Source organism: Sulfitobacter sp. PM12 (assembly GCF_045586035.1).
Taxonomy (GTDB): Bacteria; Pseudomonadota; Alphaproteobacteria; order Rhodobacterales; family Rhodobacteraceae; genus Sulfitobacter; species Sulfitobacter pontiacus.
In genome coordinates this window covers 480107-500000 of record NZ_CP151529.1, presented here as the reverse complement: position 1 = coordinate 500000, position 19894 = coordinate 480107, and the positions used below count along the sequence as shown (strand labels likewise).

13 protein-coding genes and 1 tRNA gene are annotated in these 19894 nt (G+C 56.6%); 8 read left to right on the top strand and 6 right to left on the bottom strand.

Features of this window, described 5'->3' with window-relative positions:
* Positions 1-642 precede the first annotated feature (642 nt).
* Together AADW22_RS02320 and AADW22_RS02315 are read right to left on the bottom strand one after the other, a co-directional pair.
* Positions 643-4080, bottom strand: a complete 3438-nt coding sequence (locus AADW22_RS02320) for an AAA family ATPase (RefSeq protein WP_407474172.1) — start codon at positions 4078-4080, stop codon at positions 643-645.
* Positions 4077-5291: an exonuclease SbcCD subunit D gene (locus AADW22_RS02315; protein ID WP_407474570.1), complete on the bottom strand. Its 1215-nt coding sequence runs from the start codon at positions 5289-5291 to the stop codon at positions 4077-4079. Before AADW22_RS02315 ends, AADW22_RS02320 begins: the two co-directional genes overlap by 4 nt.
* Positions 5292-5456: 165 nt before the next feature.
* Between AADW22_RS02315 and selD the strand changes: the two genes are divergently transcribed.
* Positions 5457-7625: a selenide, water dikinase SelD gene (gene selD / locus AADW22_RS02310; RefSeq protein ID WP_407474171.1), complete on the top strand. Its 2169-nt coding sequence runs from the start codon at positions 5457-5459 to the stop codon at positions 7623-7625.
* Positions 7626-7641: 16 nt separating this feature from the next.
* Here the strand turns inward: selD and AADW22_RS02305 are convergent.
* Positions 7642-7718: transfer RNA gene (locus AADW22_RS02305), tRNA-Arg, on the bottom strand.
* 135 nt (positions 7719-7853) lie between these two features.
* On the bottom strand, positions 7854-8483 hold the full coding sequence (locus AADW22_RS02300; protein ID WP_132997688.1) for an acyltransferase: 630 nt from the start codon (positions 8481-8483) through the stop codon (positions 7854-7856).
* Between the two features lie 128 nt (positions 8484-8611).
* Here AADW22_RS02300 and AADW22_RS02295 point away from each other — a divergent pair, with 128 nt between their 5' ends.
* From AADW22_RS02295 to AADW22_RS02285, 3 genes are read left to right on the top strand one after another with little or no spacing between them, the layout of a single operon-like run.
* The gene (locus AADW22_RS02295) at positions 8612-11104 is read left to right on the top strand and encodes a glycosyltransferase (protein ID WP_407474170.1); all 2493 of its coding nucleotides are present in this window, start codon (positions 8612-8614) and stop codon (positions 11102-11104) included.
* A complete protein-coding gene (locus tag AADW22_RS02290; protein ID WP_037942327.1) occupies positions 11101-11835 on the top strand; it encodes a CatB-related O-acetyltransferase in 735 nt (244 codons plus the stop codon). Before AADW22_RS02295 ends, AADW22_RS02290 begins: the two co-directional genes overlap by 4 nt.
* A complete protein-coding gene (locus tag AADW22_RS02285; protein ID WP_180828540.1) occupies positions 11832-12593 on the top strand; it encodes a sulfotransferase family 2 domain-containing protein in 762 nt (253 codons plus the stop codon). Before AADW22_RS02290 ends, AADW22_RS02285 begins: the two co-directional genes overlap by 4 nt.
* A gap of 7 nt (positions 12594-12600) precedes the next feature.
* Here AADW22_RS02285 and AADW22_RS02280 read toward each other — a convergent pair whose 3' ends face one another.
* Positions 12601-13524, bottom strand: coding sequence for a glycosyltransferase family 2 protein (locus AADW22_RS02280; protein WP_180828539.1), 924 nt, complete (start codon positions 13522-13524; stop codon positions 12601-12603).
* Between the two features lie 91 nt (positions 13525-13615).
* On the opposite strand from AADW22_RS02280, the gene AADW22_RS02275 reads away from it, so the two are divergent.
* The 4 genes from AADW22_RS02275 to AADW22_RS02260 are packed head-to-tail and all read left to right on the top strand — an operon-like array spanning position 13616 to position 17333.
* Entirely contained in the window at positions 13616-14947 is a 1332-nt protein-coding gene (locus tag AADW22_RS02275) for a capsule biosynthesis protein (RefSeq protein WP_407474169.1), read from the top strand.
* Positions 14948-14955: 8 nt separating this feature from the next.
* Entirely contained in the window at positions 14956-15612 is a 657-nt protein-coding gene (locus tag AADW22_RS02270) for an ABC transporter ATP-binding protein (RefSeq protein WP_180828537.1), read from the top strand.
* Between the two features lie 24 nt (positions 15613-15636).
* Positions 15637-16539, top strand: a complete 903-nt coding sequence (locus AADW22_RS02265; RefSeq protein WP_407474168.1) for a sulfotransferase — start codon at positions 15637-15639, stop codon at positions 16537-16539.
* A 29-nt stretch (positions 16540-16568) separates the two neighbouring features.
* Positions 16569-17333 carry an ABC transporter permease gene (locus tag AADW22_RS02260; protein WP_407474167.1) on the top strand — a complete coding sequence of 255 codons (765 nt, stop codon included), beginning with the start codon at positions 16569-16571 and terminating at the stop codon, positions 17331-17333.
* A 25-nt stretch (positions 17334-17358) separates the two neighbouring features.
* Here AADW22_RS02260 and AADW22_RS02255 read toward each other — a convergent pair whose 3' ends face one another.
* A complete protein-coding gene (locus tag AADW22_RS02255; protein WP_407474166.1) occupies positions 17359-19848 on the bottom strand; it encodes a calcium-binding protein in 2490 nt (829 codons plus the stop codon).
* Positions 19849-19894 lie beyond the last annotated feature (46 nt).

Genomic DNA, 19894 nt, shown 5'->3' with positions numbered 1-19894 from the left:
GTATCCTTGACGTCGAACCTCTGCACATCAAACCTGCATCACTTACTGAATGATACAGGCGTTTTCTCCGTTTGAAGTGCTTAAAGTTACAAAAGTAACAACAAGCCGTCCAAACAGTGAAGCTGACACCGAATAATCGCTAAGCACCTAAGTGCGTCGCTATCGGCGCGATATACAGACGTTGATCCATCGAATGAACCAAACCGCCCACATATCTCTTCAGATATCTATCAATTTCAAAGAGCGTCGAGACAAAAGAAACCAAGATGCGCCGTAAACTTCTCAGCGCGCCCCGCCTCAATTACCTCAGAATTTCTCCGCTACGTAAGACCCGAACCGTAGCCCGTCGTCCCCGTCTAGCGCCCCGTGTCTGCATGTCTGCGTCTCCGGTAAGGGGCGTTCTAAGGTTTGTTCCAAATACCCGCAACCCCTTTTTTCGGATTTTATCCTTTTCGTCAAAAAACCTTCACAAACGCCTGTTTTATTGACTTTCTGAGCGTCGGAAATTTGTAGCACCAAGTCCCCTCTGGGTATCTCTCTCCGCTTATACGGAGCTTTTCGTGCCTCGACCCAACCACAGGTAGGTCATTGCGGTGGAATCGCCGACTCGCGGGCCGGATAATCGCGAATCCATATGGGGCGTTACAGCCGGTGCACGGTCACATCTGTGCCGCAGGCCTCCTGTGCAAGGTCGACCACGTGCTGGTGGTGGGTGAGATAGATGGCCTGCCCGCGCTTTCCGACCCGTTGCATCAATCGACAGGCCGCGCGGGTGCGGTCTTCGTCGAAGGTTTCAAACACATCGTCACAGAAGAACGGCAGCACGGTTCCTGTCGACGCCATTTGCTCGTAGGCCGCCGCGCGCAGGGCAAGGTAAAGCTGGAACCGCGTCCCTTTGGACATTGCGGCGGCTTCCTTAGACACCCCATCCTCTGCCCGTACGGCCATTAACACATCCCCCTGAGCGGCAGGCTGCGTGGTCAGTGTAGTGTATGCCCCTTGGGTCAGGTCGCTGAATGCCTGTTCGGTCGCGGCCAACATCGTGCTGCGGTGGGTGTCGCGATACCGGCGGATGGCATCCTCGGCCAAAGTATGGCCAAAGCGCCCCGTCAGATAGCGCAGCATCACGGCCTGCATCTGTTCTTCGACCGTGCGCTTTTGCGAGGTGAGCGCCGCAATATCACCATCCCCCCCAACTGCATCCAGCGCCGCTTGCGCCCGAGCGCGCGCAGCAATCGCGCTGTCGAGTTCTGCTTCAAGTCGCGACAGGTCTTCGCAGAGCTCGGCAAGCTCCACTTGCGCCTGTGCGAGGGGCGCGGCGCTGAGGCGTTCCTGCGCCTGCTCCCAGGCATCAACCCCCAGGATCGAAAGCAGACGGGTACGCAAATCCGCACTTTGCTGGCGCAGGGCAATTGCCTGTTGCGCGGTCGCCGTCGCCTGACGCAATGCATCGAGGGTAGAGGTGTCTATCTGGTCATCAAACGCACGGGCCAGAAGTTGGACCTGATCATCTAGCACGGCAATCTCGCGCAGCGCCTCAGCCGCGGCGTCCTCCGCAACGGCAAGGCGGGCGTCCAGATCGCTGCGACGCGCTTGGGCCTGACGGGCACGCTCCACCGCGGTTTGCAAAGCGGCGTAACGCGCCAAGGGCTGTTCCTGCGCGTCTGCCACGCCATCCAGTGCATCCAACTGTGCGATGAAACCGGCGCGATCCTGTTTGATGCCCGCAATCTGACGTCGAACACCCGCCATGCGGGCGTCGACCTCTCGGATACTGCGCAGGCCGGTCAGCCCGTTCCACATGTCTATGCCAGACTGCAGCGCCGGAAGATGCGTCGCGACGGCACCGCGCCACTGGTCACGCGCCTCGGTCACGGCCGTGCGTGCCTTGTCCGCTACGGCTGCTCGGCGATCCCGCTCTGCCGTGGCCTGACGCACTGTGGCCTGTGCGAGCTTTTGCGCATTCTGATGCTCGCGCGACGCCGCGATCTGGGTTTTGGCCATGAGCACGACGGTCCGCAAAGGCGCATCCCCTGCCTCCAACCGTGCCGCCAGATCGTCGCGCATCTGCTCAGCCGCGCGCAATAGCTCTGCGTGGGTCTGTTCAGATGTCTTTAAAGTTTCGGCTGCAGTTTGCGCCGCCTCTGCGTCGCGTACCCATTCAACAAAATCCTCGGCGGAAAGGGTTTCGGGCAGGCCAAGTGCGTCGAGGTGGGACCGCAGTTCACCCGTCACCTTATCAAACGCCACCTCGGTCGCGGTACGTTTATTCTGCGCCCTGTCATGATCCTGCCGCGCCTCGATCAACTGTCGTTCCGCCTGCCGCATTTCCGCCAGCGATTGGCTTTGCCCTGCGCGTAATAAGGTCTGCGCGTCATCCGCGCGCATGGCGGCCTCGAACGCAGACGCAGAGGCCATGTCCAACACATCTTTATGCAGCGCCCATAACTCGTCTCGGGTTTGTCGCCCTTTGGCGGCGGCATCATCGCTGATCAAGTCTGGGGCCGACGCGGCCATCGCATGTTTTGTCTCGGCATCCGCCAAACGATCGGCTGCTGTGGTTTCCGCCTGCACGGCAGCACGCAGGGCAAGCCGCGCTTCGCCATGGGCCTGCATCAATTCCTGCGCGCGCCGGCTGCTGAGCGGAAGTGCCGGAACCGCGTCGAACGCCACATTTTGCCGCGCCAGCCCGCGCAACGCAGTGGCCACCCCCTGACGATCCGCCGCGAGCTGGCGCAGCGCATCATTATACCGACTGACCAGATCCTCCGCTTCGGCCTGCATGAACAGGCGTTCCACGTCCGCGTCGACGGCGGTCTCTTCTTCGGTATCGCGCAGGGCCCGTGCCGCGTCATCGTATTTGTCGCGCGCCACCTCTGCCTCCGCCTGAGTGGTTTGCAGATGCTTGCGCGCATCGTCCAGAGTGGCGCGCGCCTGTTCAAGCGCCGCAAGGGCGGGATCGCTTAAAATGAATTGCGCAAGCGCGCCATCGGCGGGCAACCCCAGAGTATCAAGCCGCGCCCGCATATCAGCGGTATCCTGCATCAACTGTGCTTCGCGTTTGGGCAGGTCGGATTGCCCCGCCTCTACCTGACTTTTCTTGAAGGCAAGCGCATCAACATCAGCCCCTCGCGCCAAATCATCCGCGTTGACGGCGACCTCGTCTCGCGCGGCCCGCAATGTGTGCACCTCGGCGACGGACCGTTCCCTTTCGGCAACAAGTGCGATCCGTTTCGTCATCATTTTAATCAAGTCTTCGCTGTCGAACTCCAGCGTCATGGGATAATGCGCGATAGGGGTAAGCTGCACCTCTAGGGTTTTCCATTCTGTCGCCAATGGATGCGCATCAAGTATAGCCTCCAGCCGCGTTTTCTGAACGGAAAGCTCGGACTTGGCGGCGCGCAGACGCTGCTCTTCGGTTTGGGCGGCATCCCGCGCAAAACGCAACTCGCGAAACGCGGCGGCGCTGACGTCAAGATCCTTGATCTGCTGGACCAGTTCCGCATGTGCAGCCTTCAGCGCCGCGAACTCTGATTTTGTACCGCCTTTTAGATAAAGGTCACGATTGCCCTGCGCCACCCGCCCCAAGACCTGCGACAGATCGCTGATACCCGCCGCGGCAGAGAACAGCAGCTTCCCGATATCCCCCTCGCTTTTGGTAATCTCTTCGCCGCCGGCTTCGATTGTTTCATCGTCTAGACACAGCAGGCTTTGGTATTCCTTTTGCGACACACCGCGCAGCGCCGCAGACAGCAAAGCATCGGGCACAGGTTGGCCCGCCCCGTCCACAAGATTGCCCGAGCGCTTGGGCAACCGGGACAGCTGGTGGATCTGCCCGTCAATATCGACGGTACCGCTGACGCGCAGGTTCGCGCGGGGGTGTTTGAAGGCATAGGGTTCACGCGCGGCAAAACCGTAAAGCAGCCGCAGATACCCCTCCATCAGGGTGGTTTTGCCCGCTTCATTCCGGCCAAAGACGATATGAAAGTCCGATCCGCTTGCGGGGCGCGCGCCGAAATCCAGCACGCGGTCGGTAAAGTGACCAAATCGGTCCAGCGCAAGCTGCTCCAGCCGCATCATTCGCCCGCTCCTCGCATCTGCGCGGCCATGGTCAACACCGCCTCATCGGTCAGTTGCCGCAACAATGCCTCTTGCGTTTCTGCATCCGGTGCGAGGGCGCGGCGCTGATCAGCAGGCAATAGGCCAAGGATCTGGGTCAACTCTTGCTGCAACCTGTCCCGAGTGGCGGGTTCCGTGGCGATGTCCGTCATCAACTGCTGTACCTCGGCCACAGCACCATCCACCGCATCCTCTGATACAGCAGTCACATCCACCGACATCTTCTCGATCCACAGATCACCGATGCTTTCTGCGATTTCGTCGGCTTGAGCGCGCCAAACATCCGCCAACTGGCGTATCTGCCACGCCAGCGCCGTTTGCCCCGTCAACCGCAACCGCAAGATCGCCGCGCCCCGCCCGGCCTGTGCCTGAAACACCGACCGCAGTTTGCGGCGCAGATCTTCGTCAGTCTCCGCCCCCGTCACATCGCAATCACAGCGGCGGAATTCCACGACCGAGGTCGCCACTTCCGAAACCGAGATCTTGCCATCCTCGATCGTCAGCAGGCTAGCGGACTTTGGCCCCGCCTCCCCGATATCGCGCCCTTGCGGCATGCCCGGCATCACGATCCAGGGGTCTTCGCTGTGCACGGCGCGTTTGTGAACATGTCCCAACGCCCAATAATCAAACCCAGCCCCCGCCAGTTCGCCGACCGACACAGGCGCATAAAGATCATGCCCCTCCGCCCCCGCGAGAGAGGTATGCATCATCGCAATATTAACCGCCCCTGCCTCTGGCACGGTATACTTCGGCAGCAGGCTTTCCGGCGCGTGACGGTCGCGAAAGCTGACACCGTGGATATAGACGGGGTGGTCCGCCAACTGTACCTTCTCCCCCCGCCCGTCGAACACATGCACGTTCGGCGGCAGGTCGATCTCCCCCGCGATTGGGTTTTCCGCGTCATGGTTCCCCTTGATATAGAACACCCGCACGTCAGCCTGCGCCAAACGATGCATCTGCGCGGCGAGATACGCGGCGGTTTTCGCGCTACGTTCTTGCCCGTCATAAAGATCGCCCGAGATCAGAAAAGCGCTGAGCCTCTCGTCGATGCAATATTGCACCATTGTCTCAAGCGCTTGCCGGCTGGCGCCGCGCACCTGCGCGGCCAGACGGTCATCCTTCATCGCCAAACTACGAAGCGGTGAATCGAGGTGAAGATCGGCAGTGTGCAGAATACGAAGGGTCACGGACGTAGGCCACCTTGTTCACGGAAAACGCTGCGGTCTTTGTCACGTAGTTCACATTCCGTTGCAACGGGCCGCAGTTGTGTCTTGCGGCTTTGATCCGCTGATCCCGCGGGCTAAGACTGTCACACCCGCCTGATAGAAAGTCATTCGATGCATCGACACGATATCCCGCTGACCCAAGACCTGGTGCTGATCGGCGGCGGGCATGCCCATGCGTTGGTGCTACGCAAATGGGGGATGAACCCGCTACCGGGCGCGCGGTTAACCGTCATCAATCCCGGCCCCACGGCCCCATATACAGGTATGCTGCCGGGCTATATCGCGGGCCACTATTCACGTGAAACACTCGAGATTGACCTCGTGCAACTGTGCCGCTTTGCGGGCGCGCGTCTGATCCTGTCCCACGCCACAGGAATCGATCGCACTGCGCATCTGGTTCATGTCGAAGACCGCGCGCCTATTGCATATGATGTTGCCTCCTTTGATATCGGGATCACCGCTAAAATGGGTATCCCGGGGTTTGATGGCTTTGCTGTCGGTGCAAAGCCACTTGATGTCTACGCCAAACGCTGGCGCGATTTCCTTGCCGCGGTGACGAGCGGGGACATAGAGCCCGAAATCGCCGTGATCGGCGGCGGTGTCGCCGGTTGCGAGCTGTCCCTCGCGATGGCCCATGCCGTGCGCAGCGCGGGGATCGAGCCTCGGGTCACCTTGCTACAGTCCGACCCGACGCTTTCGGGCCTTGGCAACCGCGCGCGCCACACGGTCGAGGCCAAGCTTCGCGGCGCCAAGGTCACCCTACGCACCGGCGTACGCGTCACGGAAATCGCCGCCGATCATGTCGTTCTTGGCAGCGGCGACAAAATCCGTTCTCAATTGACGGTCGGCGCTGCCGGTGCTTTCCCGCATGAATGGCTGGCGCAAACGGACCTTCCCTTGCGTGATGGGTTCATCGAAACCACGCCCGACCTGTCACTTCCCGGTGACCCAACTGTATTTGCCGTCGGCGACTGCGCAGCAATGCCCTTTGCCCCACGCCCCAAGGCTGGCGTGTTTGCCGTTCGCGCAGCACCCATCCTGTATCACAACCTTCGTGCCGCCCTCACCAATGGGCCCCGCAAGCCCTTCAAACCACAAAAACGTTACCTAAAGCTTATCTCCCTTGGGGAAAAATCGGCTTTGGCGGAAAAATTCGATCTTGCATTCTCGGGGCCTGCGTTATGGCGCTGGAAAGACCGGATCGACCGCGCCTTCATGGATAAACTTGACGATTTGCCGCCGATGCAACCGCCAGCTTTGCCCGATACGCTGGCGCAGGGTGCCCGCGATATACTGGCCGCGAAACCCTTATGTGGCGGCTGTGGCGCTAAGGTCGGAAACACAGTGCTTCGTGACGGGCTATCGTCGCTTCATGATCCGACGGATGCGGCCATTCTTTCTGTGCTCGGCGATGATGCTGCGGTGCTAAAGCAACCCGGTGGCGGTTTTCAGGTCATCAGCGCCGATCACTTGCGCGCTTTGATCCACGACCCCGCCTTGATGACGCGCATCGCAGCAGTGCACGCCTTAGGCGACATTTGGGCCATGGGAGCGCAGCCCCAAGTGGCTCTTTCCAGCATCGTACTACCCCATATGTCTCAGGCGCTTCAGTCCCGGACACTGCAAGAAATCACCGACGCAGCCCGTGCGATATTCGACCACGCGGGCGCGACGATTGTCGGGGGGCACACATCGATGGGTGCCGAAATGACCATCGGATTCACCGTCACCGGCACGCGCGAAACGCCACCAATCACCCTGTCGGGCGCTCAAGCTGGCGACTGCCTTGTGCTGACCCGGCCCATCGGATCAGGAATTATCATGGCTGCGCATATGGATGGCACAGCACGGGGAGCCGACGTCGCCCAGGCCCTAAACGAGATGGCAGAACCGCAGGACCGTCAAGCCTTCCACCTGCGTCGCGCCAATGCCATGACAGATGTCACCGGCTTTGGCCTTGCGGGTCACATCGCCGCCATCTGCCGCCCATCGCGCCTGAGCGCGGAAATCTCGGCGGACGCCATTCCTGTCTACTCCGGTGCCCGAGACCTATCAGATCGCGGCGTGCACTCCTCGCTGTATCACCCCAACGTAGACAACGTCCCCACGCGAGGACGCAGCGACCCGCTTTTGCACGACCCCCAAACCGCAGGCGGCTTGCTGGCTGCTCTACCCCCAGCCGAAGCAGAGATTGCGATCCGAGACATGGCCGCCGAAGGTAAAAAATCCTGTATTATCGGGCATTTGACCGACGGCGAAGGACCAATCACTGTGCTGTAGCTACACTCGGTGCGTCTGGCGATCCCGGGAGGACTCGAACCCCCAACATCCTGATTAGAAGTCAGGTGCTCTATCCAGTTGAGCTACGGGACCACTCAGGCCATCTCATAGCTAGTTTGCGTGGGATGAGCAAAGCAAAATCTATCCGCAATCCCCATGATATTGTCATCACGTATCTCCTCTTCCGATAGTGTAAATCACCAATGGCTCCGCACAGGGACCCAATACTTATTGATCTTTCGGACTTAGCCTTCGACGATCCCAGGTGATACCGGCACGCACAACACGCGCCGGCGCGCCCACAGCCAAGCTATGTGCGGGGATAACCCCAAGAACCATGGAACGGCTACCGATCACTGAATGCTGCCCTATCTGCGCGCCTTTCATGATCCTGACACCATGGGCCAACCAGACGTGATCCCCGATTTCGATATCTTGGGGCGGGTTGACCCGTTCCCCCGTTTCTACGTCAAGGATCGAATGCATATCACTGACATCCATGGTGATATCCCCGGACAGCATGCAATCCTCGCCAATCGTAATCGCGCCCGCTTCGTGCAGACTGAGATGCGCCATCATGATCGTGGTGCGATCGCCAATGCGAATATGCGTATCACGCGCGCGGCATCGAAATGACCCCGCCAAACGACAATCTGCGCCAATATAGACGGCGCTCTCGTGATTCCTGAGCTCAACCAAGCCACCGGAGATCACAGTACCCTCGCCGATCACCACGTGGTTATTGCGCCCGTATATATTAATCCGCACCCCTTCGGCGCAGGTAGCTGTTGGCGATATATCTACCTGATTGTTCTGACCATTATCCGTCACCAAAACGCCAAGTTGCGTTTTGCTCACCTATGTCACCTCCCGTAAAATCCGAACAGAAATTCTGTTGTAATGCTGAGTGAACTTAACCTCCCCTTAAGAGTGAGCGTGCTGATCTAGAGCTCTATCAACGCAACATAGAATCGAAATGATTGATTTTGTATAAACAGCTCAAAGCTCTCTTTGCCCGCTATATCGCCGCCCACCTAAGGGCCTTGGGGCGTCCAATGCACATTACGGACCCGTCCGGTGCCACGGTGGGTGCCGTTGATGTATTTGCCGTAAATGACGGGAACTTGAGGCTGGCGGGCTGGACGTTCGCGGATGATATCGTGCTGCATATGAACGGCGTAAAAGTAAGCGCTAAAGCCGACTTGATCCGTGACGACGTGACCAAAGCCTATGGTGGCCCGCGACGGGTCGGGTTCGACCTGACCACGCCGCTTGGCCCGACAGGCTTGCAAGAAATCGGGCGGTTTGGGGTCGAATTTCACCGTGTCCGCAATGGCACCTGGACAATTGCGCGAAGTCTAAAACTCCCTCACCTTTGGTGGATTCAAGCGCGATTGGTAATCAAATTCGTCATCGCGCTGATGCTGCAGTTGCCTGCCTATGGCGGCTGGCGCGTCAAACGGGACCCCGCTTTTCGCACGCGGATCAAACGCGGGCTGGGGCTATGCCCCATCCACCATGCGCGCGAACTTGACCCTGACCTTTTCCGCGCCAATGCGCCTCCCGTCACAACGGCATCGGTGACGATAATACTGCCGGTATTCAACGCGCATGACCTACTGAAAGAGGCGCTGCGGCGCGTCGTCGACAATACCGATCTTCAGTGGCGCATTATTCTGATCGAAGATTGCTCAACCGATAAACGGATTCTACCGTTGCTGCGCGCGTGGTCTTTGGCACACAATGACCGTGCGACACTGCTTGAGAATGATCAAAACCTTGGGTTTGTAAAAAGCGTAAACAAAGGCTTGCGCTATGCACAACGCTGGCCCGACACGGTAATTTTACTGAATTCTGACGCCTTAGTCCCGGCGAACTGGGCGAGCCGCCTTATCCGCCCCCTCGTTGAATATCCACGCGCCGCCACTGTAACTCCAATGTCTAACGACGCGGAAATTTTTACCGCCCCCCTCATATGTGCGCCCCAAAAACTTGCCGCCGGACAGGGGGATCTTATAGATGTGACCGCCGCGCAGCTTAACCCGCAAAGCTATCGCGTGGCCACGCCGACCGGGGTGGGATTTTGCATGGCGATAAATCCCAGCTATCTCAGAACTGAACCGCAATTGGATGTCAGTTTTGGTCGGGGATACGGCGAAGAGGTCGATTGGTGCCAGCGCATCAGAGCAGCGGGCGGACAGCATTATTGCGCCGTTAACCTTTTCGTAGAGCATCGCGGTGGACAAAGTTTCGGATCGGAAGAGAAGACGCGTCTCATCGCGAAAAATAACGCTCTTATTTCAAAACGTTATCCCGAATACGATAGAGATGTGCAGCAGTTCATTGCCTCTGACCCATTGAAATCGCCCCGGCTCGCTTTGGCATTGGCTTGGCTCGGGGCACAAGACACCTATCCGGTCTCGATATATCTTGCACACAGCATGGGTGGCGGCGCTGAATCGTATCTGCAACATCGGGTGAAATCAAAACATCACGCGTTGGGCCGTTCCGCTGTTGTAATCAGGGTCGGCGGTGCCATGCGATGGCAAATCGAATTGCATTGCCATGACGGAATAATCTCCGGCGGGACCAACAACCTCGACTACGTCAAACAACTTCTACACCCCATAAAACGGCGACGATTAATCTATTCCTGCGCGGTTGGGGATCAAGATCCGCTGACTATTCCAAGTGCAGTTCTAGAATTGAGCCAAACCGGCCAACAGGTGATAGAGTTTCTCTTTCATGACTACTTCGCAATCTCGCCAAACTACACTCTTCTGAACGATCACGGAGTGTACGATGGCCTACCCCCACCTCACCTAAATGCCCCAGCAACCACAGGTGCACCGATAAGCATGATTCGGTGGCAAAGCGAGTGGGGAAAACTCATGACTGCATCCCAAGAGATCGTGGTATTTTCTAAAAATAGCAAAGAAATTGTGCGCGCAGCATTCCCCAACTGCGCCGATAAAATTCAAGTTACACCGCATAGAATTTCAGACGCCGTGCCCCGTATCCCTCGGCCCCTCAGCCCAAAGCGCCCGGTGATCGGTGTATTGGGCGACATTGGTCTTCAGAAAGGCGCACAGATCATCAGCCGAGCCGCTGATGCGATAGATGTGCAAGGTGTCGGTATGGTCATCGTCGGGAACTTCGATCCCGCCATTCCCCTCCCCCCCTCGGTGCCTATCCATGGGAGATATACCATATCAGATCTGGGAAAAATTGCCGCCCGATACGGCGTGACAGATTGGTTAATACCTTCCGTATGGCCGGAGACATTCTCGTTTACCACGCACGAAGCTCTGACATCCGGTTTGCCCACCCATGCGTTCGCAATTGGTGCTCAGGGCGAGGCGGTTACGAAAGCTGAAAACGGTTTCCCTATTCCCTACTCAACCCAACAGGATTTGGCGGATATTCTGCTGTCTCACATTAAAAACCACATCACCAAAACCTGGGCGGTGGCCTCATGAGCCAGATCTCAGTTCCCCTAAAATTTTTGCGAAACAATGGCATCGAAGTACTGAACCGGGGTGCTACGTCGATCAACCTGCCCAGACATACCGTGCTCGAAGCCCCGGGGAGCCTAAAATGGACACAGTATGAACACTCGTTAGAGATGGGAACGTTCTCGTATCAAGTCTCGGGATACTGTTTTGCCGCACGTATCGGCCGATATTGTTCATTCGGCGAATCCGTCCAAATAGGTCGGCAAAACCACCCGTTGGACTGGGTATCCACAAGCCCCGCTTTCTATCTTGGGGACCGGGTATTCGAACTTGGCGACGGTTTTGAGGCAGCCGAACATTACCACAATTATAGGACAGCTCACAGCAAGCCTCCCACCAAGGTAAAAATCACTACAATTGGAAATGATGTATGGATCGGGCACGGGGCGTATATCGCCGCCGGGGTCACCATTGGCGACGGCGCAATAATCGGTGCGCATTCGGTCGTGACCCGTGACATTGCCCCTTATTCAGTCGTCGCGGGGAATCCGGCCACTCTCAAACGAATGCGCCTACCGCCGAACTTCATCAGTCTCATGTTAAAGTGCCGCTGGTGGCAGTTTGCGCCGTGGCAAATGGACCACCTTGATCCGTCGGATGTGCTGGAATTCTGTAGAGGGATAAACTCAATGCTCAAAGATGTCGCGCCTTTCGCACCCCCGACGCTGGATCTGAGATCGGAAACCATTCAGTGAAAAAAGTCGCATTTTTACACATACCCAAAACCGCGGGCCAATCTGTTCACTCGGAGCTCACTAAAATTTATAGCAGCGCTCGAACCTCTCCTGTTCGCGTTCACCACCAAGCTTCTTCAGACGGTCAATTCCCCAACGGGTATGACCTTTACTCGGGTCACCTAGATTGGTGCCGCCTTCGTGAGACCCAGACAGATGCCTTTGCGTTCACGGTACTTCGCGATCCATTTGAAAGGATCGCTTCTTTCTATTTTTATTTAAGAAATAAGGCCTCGCGCCTCACGGACAGCCTACTCTCGTCGCCTGGGCATATGGGGTTGTACAAAGTAAAAAATTGCTCCCCCGCCGCATATTTCTTTGGCGGAAGTCCCGCTTGGCAACAGTTCATTAAGGATCACTACGACAATTTTTACTGTAGCTATCTCGCCACCGGGAAAGTTCGCGGGGCGGCCGAGGTCTGCCATTTCTCGAAAGATATGCTTGTTGGTCAAGCGATAGGCGGCGCGCGGAAACTAGATAGGGTTTATCGCTTAAGCAGTTTAAATCTGCTTGAAAATGACATTCATAACCTGACTGGGCGTCGTCCTTCGATTGTGAAAACGCGCATCAATGTTGGGCCAAAAGGCGTTCAGACAAGCCGTTGGCAAGATCTAATGACTCTGATCAACGATAAACCGGCACAGGAAAGACTGGCTGCGTTTGCTGAGGCTGACATATCCCTGCTTGATCGCCTCAATGACGAGGGTTTGTTAATTTAACACCGCTTCAGAACCGTTTGAGTTGTGCAAGCGCGCGCAGGGCTAGATCCCCCGCACGTGTTTGCCGGTAGATCCCGAGCGAAGTCAGTGCCGCGCGACCCTTAGTATGACTTTGGGATCGCCAATCGAGAAACCTCAGTAATTGCTCGCGAGCGGTCGCCGTCAGAACGGGAGCAATTCGGTACATCGCGGCCGCATTTGCATCGATCCAATTCACCAACGTACCATCCGCCATGCATCGAGCCCTGCGCCGTAAATGGCGAACAGGCGCGCCCACAAGATTTTCACCGTGTTGCCTGTATAGTACCCCAGGTTTCTGATCATGAAGAATACCAAACCCGGCGCCCGTGATCGCTTGATACATCCACCAATCATGAAAAGGAGTTTCCGCAACGTCGGTAGTACTTAAAATGCTACGCAGATAGTTGGTGACGATAGGCGGAATCACAATCGTATTTCCGCGCAAAACATTCTGTACGATTGCATTTCCAAAACGATAAGGGCGGTTCAGCATTGGGGACGTTCCCAACCGCCCCCCCGTTTGGTCCACATAGTAACTTCTACTACTGTAAACACATCTACCACCCAGCCGCCCGACGAGCGCGACAGCACGGGATAGTTTGTGAGGCAGCCAGATATCATCCTGATCGGAAAACGCCACCCACCTCCCGTCTAACTCTTGGTTTTTCAACAATTTATAATAATTGGCGGCAACGCCCCTCTGAGGCCCTTTGAGCAAGTGAATATCATGGTGCGGTGTTTCCGCTTTGAAATTTTCAAGCGCCTCCCAGGTGCCATCGGTCGAGCCGTCATCGCTTGCCCAAAGGCTCCAATCCTGATGCGATTGCCCGCGGATTGAGGCCAGCTGATCTGCCAAAAACATGCCACCGTTCTTCGTCCCCATTAAAATGTGAACATGCGGTTCCGCCATCCCAAAGTCCTTCGTAGTTTAATCGACTTTCTCTGAACTACTTCGCGCGAATTAATAAACTGTGAGGACTATTGAATTAGGCACTGAGATCATGACCCATAATCCTGCCCAATCAACGACCACGCACCATACGCATGCGGCGCGCAAACAACAAAAGCTGCGCGAGCGTGAGGAAGCTTTGCGACGCATCGAAAAAAAACGGCATGATAGGGCGCTTGCCGTTGCGGCGCGGGAAAAGAAACGAGAAACCGCCTCTCAAGCGACCATTCTGACACTGCCAGTCACGGCGATCGTCCCGCCTGTGCCGCAAGCGCGCCTTCACCTACGTCATCGGCTTTCGTTTGTCAGCTTTATCATCATCGTTCTCGGAACCAGCCTGTTCGTGTCATGGTACCTTTGGGAGCGCGCTGCAGATCGCTATACCTCTATCGCAGGATTTGCTGTCCATAGCGAGGATATGAGCTCGCCGGTCGAACTCTTGGGTGGGGTTGCAAATCTCTCGGGGTCCGGTGCCGCGGACGAAGAAGTTCTGTATCAATTCATTCAAAGTCAGCACTTAGTAGAGAAAATCGATAAGTCTCTGAATTTGCGAAAAATATGGTCGCCCCCCGCAACAAACTCTGATCCGGTCTTCGGCTACCACGCCCCTGGTACGATCGAGGATCTGACCAAATACTGGGGTCGCATGGTCAATGTATATAGCGATAGTAGCACCGGTCTGATCGAGGTTAAGGTGCAAGCATTTGCTCCCGAAGACGCGCGGGCCATTGTCCAAGAAATCTATGCTGAAAGCGCACAACTGATACATGAACTTTCCGCGATAGCGCGCGAGGATGCTACCCAACATGCTGAAGAAAACTTGGCGCGCGCAGCGCAGCGCCTCAAGAAAACGCGGCTTACGCTGGCCCAATTCCGCATGAGGAACCAATTGGTGAGCCCCGATACATCGCTTCAAATTCAAACTGGGTTATTGGCATCTTTAGAAGCAGAAATGACGGAAACGTTGATTAGCATCGACATGCTTCAACAAACCAGCACGCCAACCGATCCCCGCTTGAAGCAAGCGCAACGAAGGCGCGAAATAATAGCAGCGCGTATCTCGCAGGAGCATCAAAAATTGAACGCCAAGCAGGGTGCAATGCACTCCATTGGTTTCGCGGACCTTTTCGGGCAGTTTGAAAGCCTAAAGGTCGATTTGGAATTTGCTGAACAGTCTTATACCGCCAGCCAAGCCGCCTTTGATACAGCGGTTGCAGAGGGGCGAAGAAGATCAAAATACTTGGCGGCGCATATCCCTCCGACACTTGCAGAGACTTCGATTTATCCAAATCGCCCATTTCTTCTAGGCGTCACATTCGCATCTAGCTTCGCCCTGTGGGCGCTCGTTATGCTGGTCTGGCACTCCTTACGTGATCGGCGCTAGGCTCGCCGATGATTGTCTTTCGAAATTTGACCAAATCCTATCATGTGCGGGGGCGACGGAAGACAGTCGCTTCAAATATTAACGTTATTTTTCCAACTGGTATTTCTGTCGGGCTGCTAGGGCGGAACGGCGCTGGAAAATCTACGCTGCTCAAGATCATTGCGGGGGCAACTGACCCTACATCGGGCGAGGTCATCTCTGATGGCAGTGTATCCTTCCCAGTTGGCTTTGCTGGGTCGTTCCACCCCGACATGACGGGGGCACAAAACACGCGCTTCGTTGCACGGATTTATGGTGCAGACACGTCTGCACTGGTCGACTACGTCGCCGATTTTTCAGAGCTTGGGGTTCACTTTCATCTTCCATTCCGAACATACTCCGCCGGTATGAAGTCGCGCCTGGCTTTCGGCGTTTCCATGGGGCTGCAGTTTGACACCTATTTGATTGACGAAATCACCGCTGTCGGAGATGCGCGGTTCAAACAGAAAAGTCGTTCCATATTTATGGACCGCCTGTCCCGATCTGGTGCAATATTTGTAAGCCACTCCAATGGCATGCTACGAGAACTATGCACTGCAGGCGCTGTTCTAGAGTCCGGAAATCTAGAATATTTTGCCGACATTAACGATGCGATAGCACATCACGAATACAACATGGGGAAATGATCAGCTCATCCCAAGGCGTACCGTATGACTCCATCTCTTCTGCCGGAAAACACCAAGCTTGCCTATTGCATCGGGGCTCAGAAAGCCGGCACGACTTGGCTTTATGAAACCTTGCGCACCAGCAGTCAGATTCATTTTTCGCGCAATAAGGAACTTCATTATTTCAATGTGATCGCGGGTAAGTCTGACCAGGTTTTTGACCTACGTATGAACACGGCGAAAACCTTGGCAAGGGAACTGGTGTCAGAACGCGGCCCCAAGAATCGGCGCAATCTTAGGGTCCTCAGCGAATTGGCTGACCTTTTGTCTATCTACACGGATGCGCCTGAACATCACGAGGCTTATCTTTCCTATCTTACTCAGGGATTTAGCGGCCAGCCTGTGATTTGCGACATCACCCCGGCTTATGCGATACTGGACGCAAAGGACTTTTCTGAAATGGGGAGCCTTGGCGAAAGTTGTTTCATTTTTATTTTGAGGGATCCGATTGATCGTATGTGGTCCCAAATCAGAATGGCCGTTAGCGCAGATGCCGCCCAGGTAGCCGACTTTCAAACGGCTTGCGAGGCGCGCGCGCAGCATTTGATCGACAGTAAACGGCTGCCTAAGTTAGAGCGGGCGAACTATCGGCGCACGATGAGCGAGCTGGAAGCCGTGATCCCTCCACATCGAATTAAATATGTATTTTACGAAGACCTTTTTCACGCTCATACCATGCGCGATATCTGCACGTTCTTAGGTATTTCGCCGATTTCACCCAAAGCTGATCTTCGCAGTAATTCTGGTCGTCACGCCATGTTGCCAGAGCACCTAAAACACAGTTTTAGAGAGGCCTTTGCCCTACAGTATGACTTCATTTTAAATCGTTTTGGCGCAGCGACGCCCGCACGATGGCAGGTCAACAGCGCGCAGAGGGTACCAGGATGATAGGTCGGGTCGCACGCCGACGAAGAACAATGGTCTTTGCGACGCCGCGCATTATCGTCGCGCTGATACTTCGCGAAATCGGGACCAGCTATGGCCGGTCCCCGGGTGGGTATATTTGGGCATTGGCTGAACCCGTTCTCGGGATCGCGCTGTTGACCGCAATATTCTCGATCGGGTTTCGTATGCCCCCGCTCGGAAACAATTTTCCGATCTTTTACGCTACAGGTTTGCTGCCCTTTTTGATGTTCGTCGATCTCAGCAACAAGGTCGCGCAGGCGATCAACTATTCGAAACAGCTACTAGCCTACCCGCGCGTGACTTTCGTCGACGCCATCTTGGGGCGGTTCATCCTCAATTTTCTCACTCAGCTTCTTGTAGGCTTTATCGTACTGAGTGGGATCATTTTTCTGTTTGATACGCGGGCCGCAATAAATGCATCAGACATCGTGTCAGCTCTGACTATGACTGCTGCGCTTTCACTCGGCGTAGGGGTATTCAACTGTTTCATGATGTCGATGTTTCAGGTCTGGCAACGTGTCTACGGGATTTGCACGCGGCCGCTTTTGCTACTGTCCGGCGTCATCTTTTTATACGAAACGATACCCGTACCCTACCGCAGCTATCTTTGGTTCAATCCGCTGATCCACGTGGTGGGCCGCGTCAGGTCCGGTTTTTATCATAACTACGACGTACCCTACGTCTCCTCAGCCTATGTCTACGCCGTTGCCGCAATACTGGGCCTTTTTGGCCTTGTGTTATTAAGGCGCTATCACCGTGACATTCTGGAACGGTAACCATCCCAGCATGGCAATGTGAGCTTTAAAAACTTTCGAAGTCGCCATTCAGGATGGATAGGTTCTCGACCCCCAGCAGATCCAGTGTTTTGCCGCTGCCAAAATCCAGCACGATATGCCCCTCGGCCCCTTTGCGTGCGAACGACTGAAGTTGGCTCATCGATAAACTTCCCCCACCCCAAAGGGCAGAATCCAGCGAAAGAGTATCAATTTCGTTTTGAAAGCTCAGGATTGTGTCTTGGCCTGCACCATAGATAAACCGATCTGCCCCGATGCCACCGGATAGCACGTCGTTTCCCGCGCCGCCGTCAAGCGTATCGTGACCGGCATTGCCTTTGATCAAATCATCGCCGTCGCCGCCGATCAGCTGGTCGGCACCATTGTCGCCCGACAGCGTATCGTTCCCGGACCCACCGTTAACCGTATCGTTGTTGATCCCCCCGGCAAGACGGTCATTCCCGCTGTCCCCCTGCAGAATATCTGCCCCCGCATTTCCGAAAAGCTGATCATTCCCGCTGCCGCCAAGCAGTTGATCCGCACCGGCGCTACCCTCCAAACGGTCTTTGCCGGCACCGCCCCACAGGCTATCGGCATTTAACCCGCCGATCAGATGGTCATCGTCCCTATCCCCATAGAGTCGATCCGCGCCGTTATTGCCGGTTAACGTGTCGTTCCCGTCGCCACCGCCAAGCGCGTCATACCCGTCGCCGCCCCACAGGGCGTCGTCCCCATCACCAGCGCGCAACGTGTCCCAGCCGATACCGCCCCAGATCTGATCCCCCTCGGTCCCACCGTCAATCAGATCGCTTCCGCCGCTACCATAGATCGTATCGGCCCCAGCTTCGCCAAGAATCGTATCATTGCCGCCTGCGCCGATCAGCTTGTCACCATCCGCGCGCCCGCTGATATGATCATCGGCCGCATCCCCTTCCAGCACATCCGACTGTGGCGTGCCGACCAGAACCAAAGGGGTCGGTGCGGTGGGAAGGGATGGCGTATCAGCTTCCTCTGGCAGGGTCCAATCCGGCATGAAACGCGACTGCCCAATCAGATCGAGCGCTTGAACATCATCCTCGCTAAGGGACTGTCCGTTCGATGTTTTTATCTCTAGCCGCTCCTCACCAAAGGACAGAACCGCACCATTTTTGGTCGAAGATATGGTCAACTGAGACCCATGCCTCAGGAACGGCCAGGCCGACAGATCAATGCTGTCCTGCGCGCTGTCGAAATCGGCAATCGTATCGGCCTCCCCATCTGCGGAGAGGACGAAAAGATCGCGGCCGGAACCGCCGGTCAACAGATCACGGCCGCCGCCGTCTCGCAAGATATCATCCCCTGCGCGCCCGGAGATATGGTCCGCGCCATCCCCGCCGGATAGCAAATCGCCCCCCGTGCCGCCTGTCAGCGTGTCAGCTTGATCATCCCCTGTTGCCGCCGCAACCCGGTCAGAAATATCCACTGTAAAAATGCTCAGCCCCGCTTCGGCACCTGAGGCGACGGCGAGGTGCAGTAAATCTCCTTGTACCGAAAAGTTAAGCGCCGACACCGCGTCGAGCGTGCTTCCCTCCGTGTCTTCGATCGACACCAGATGCATCAACCGGCCATCGTCCATCAGTTCGAAGACCGAAACGCCGTCATCTCCGCCCGCCGCCGCCACATAGGCGCGGCCGTGATGTGTTGCGGTCTCGATCACATGCACCCCGTCAAAGCGCGTGTCCCGCGTGTCGAGGACGTGATCCGTTAAGGTTAATGCGCCATTTGCCCCCAGCATCGCGACGCTCAAACTCGCGCTTCCCGCCGCGGCCAGTATCGCAAATCCATGCCCCCCAACGTCTACAAAGGCTGTCGCGCTTGGCCTGCCGATCCCCACGCCATCCTCCGCCGCGATACGAGAGACTTCTCGCGGGATACCATTCCCATCCAACTTGAACGAAATAAATGCGTCGTCCCGCGCCGAAGACGCCAGTAGATACGGCGTGCTTCCGACATACCCGACGCTCAGGCCGGTCAGACCTGCCTCTGACGCGACGCCACTGTCGCCCAATATGCGCGTCAGCGCCCCATTGTCGCCCATGCGCCATGACCCGATGCTATCCGCCCCCCGCACCAGCCCGTATAGATGGCTCTGAGCGGCTAAATCCAGCGTCTCGACGGCCAGTAACTGGGCAGGCACGGCACCACCGGTCACGGCAGAAACGTCACCAAAGCGCCCATCACCTGTTAACGCAACGCGGGTGAGCGCGGCGTTATCCGCCCCCGTGAGCAATAGCGCACCGTCTACAACCTCCAGCCTGCTGGTGACCCCGGCCCGCGTGTCCCCGGCGATGGCCCGACTGTCCAGAAACCGAAGCCCCCCTTCCGCATCAATGCGATAGGCCAGCAAGTCACCGCCACCAAAGCGCGAGGTCGTGTAAAGCACCGCCCCGCCAGAGGATTGGACAACCGCCATATCCGTCACCCCGGTCAGCGCCATATCCTTCCGCGGCGACAATGTGGTTTTATGCTCAAGCTCCATCGGTTTATTCCCCTACATGTTCCGGGGATAAAGATGGGCCGAAATC

Coding starts and splice junctions, on each gene's coding strand:
- AADW22_RS02270 (WP_180828537.1), top strand. CDS start 14,956: ATGATTGTCTTTCGAAATTTGACCAAATCCTATCATGTGCGGGGGCGA.
- AADW22_RS02260 (WP_407474167.1), top strand. CDS start 16,569: ATGGTCTTTGCGACGCCGCGCATTATCGTCGCGCTGATACTTCGCGAA.
- AADW22_RS02275 (WP_407474169.1), top strand. CDS start 13,616: ATGACCCATAATCCTGCCCAATCAACGACCACGCACCATACGCATGCG.
- AADW22_RS02255 (WP_407474166.1), bottom strand. CDS start 19,848: ATGGAGCTTGAGCATAAAACCACATTGTCGCCGCGGAAGGATATGGCG.
- AADW22_RS02280 (WP_180828539.1), bottom strand. CDS start 13,524: ATGGCGGAACCGCATGTTCACATTTTAATGGGGACGAAGAACGGTGGC.
- AADW22_RS02265 (WP_407474168.1), top strand. CDS start 15,637: ATGACTCCATCTCTTCTGCCGGAAAACACCAAGCTTGCCTATTGCATC.
- AADW22_RS02320 (WP_407474172.1), bottom strand. CDS start 4,080: ATGATGCGGCTGGAGCAGCTTGCGCTGGACCGATTTGGTCACTTTACC.
- selD (WP_407474171.1), top strand. CDS start 5,457: ATGCATCGACACGATATCCCGCTGACCCAAGACCTGGTGCTGATCGGC.
- AADW22_RS02290 (WP_037942327.1), top strand. CDS start 11,101: ATGAGCCAGATCTCAGTTCCCCTAAAATTTTTGCGAAACAATGGCATC.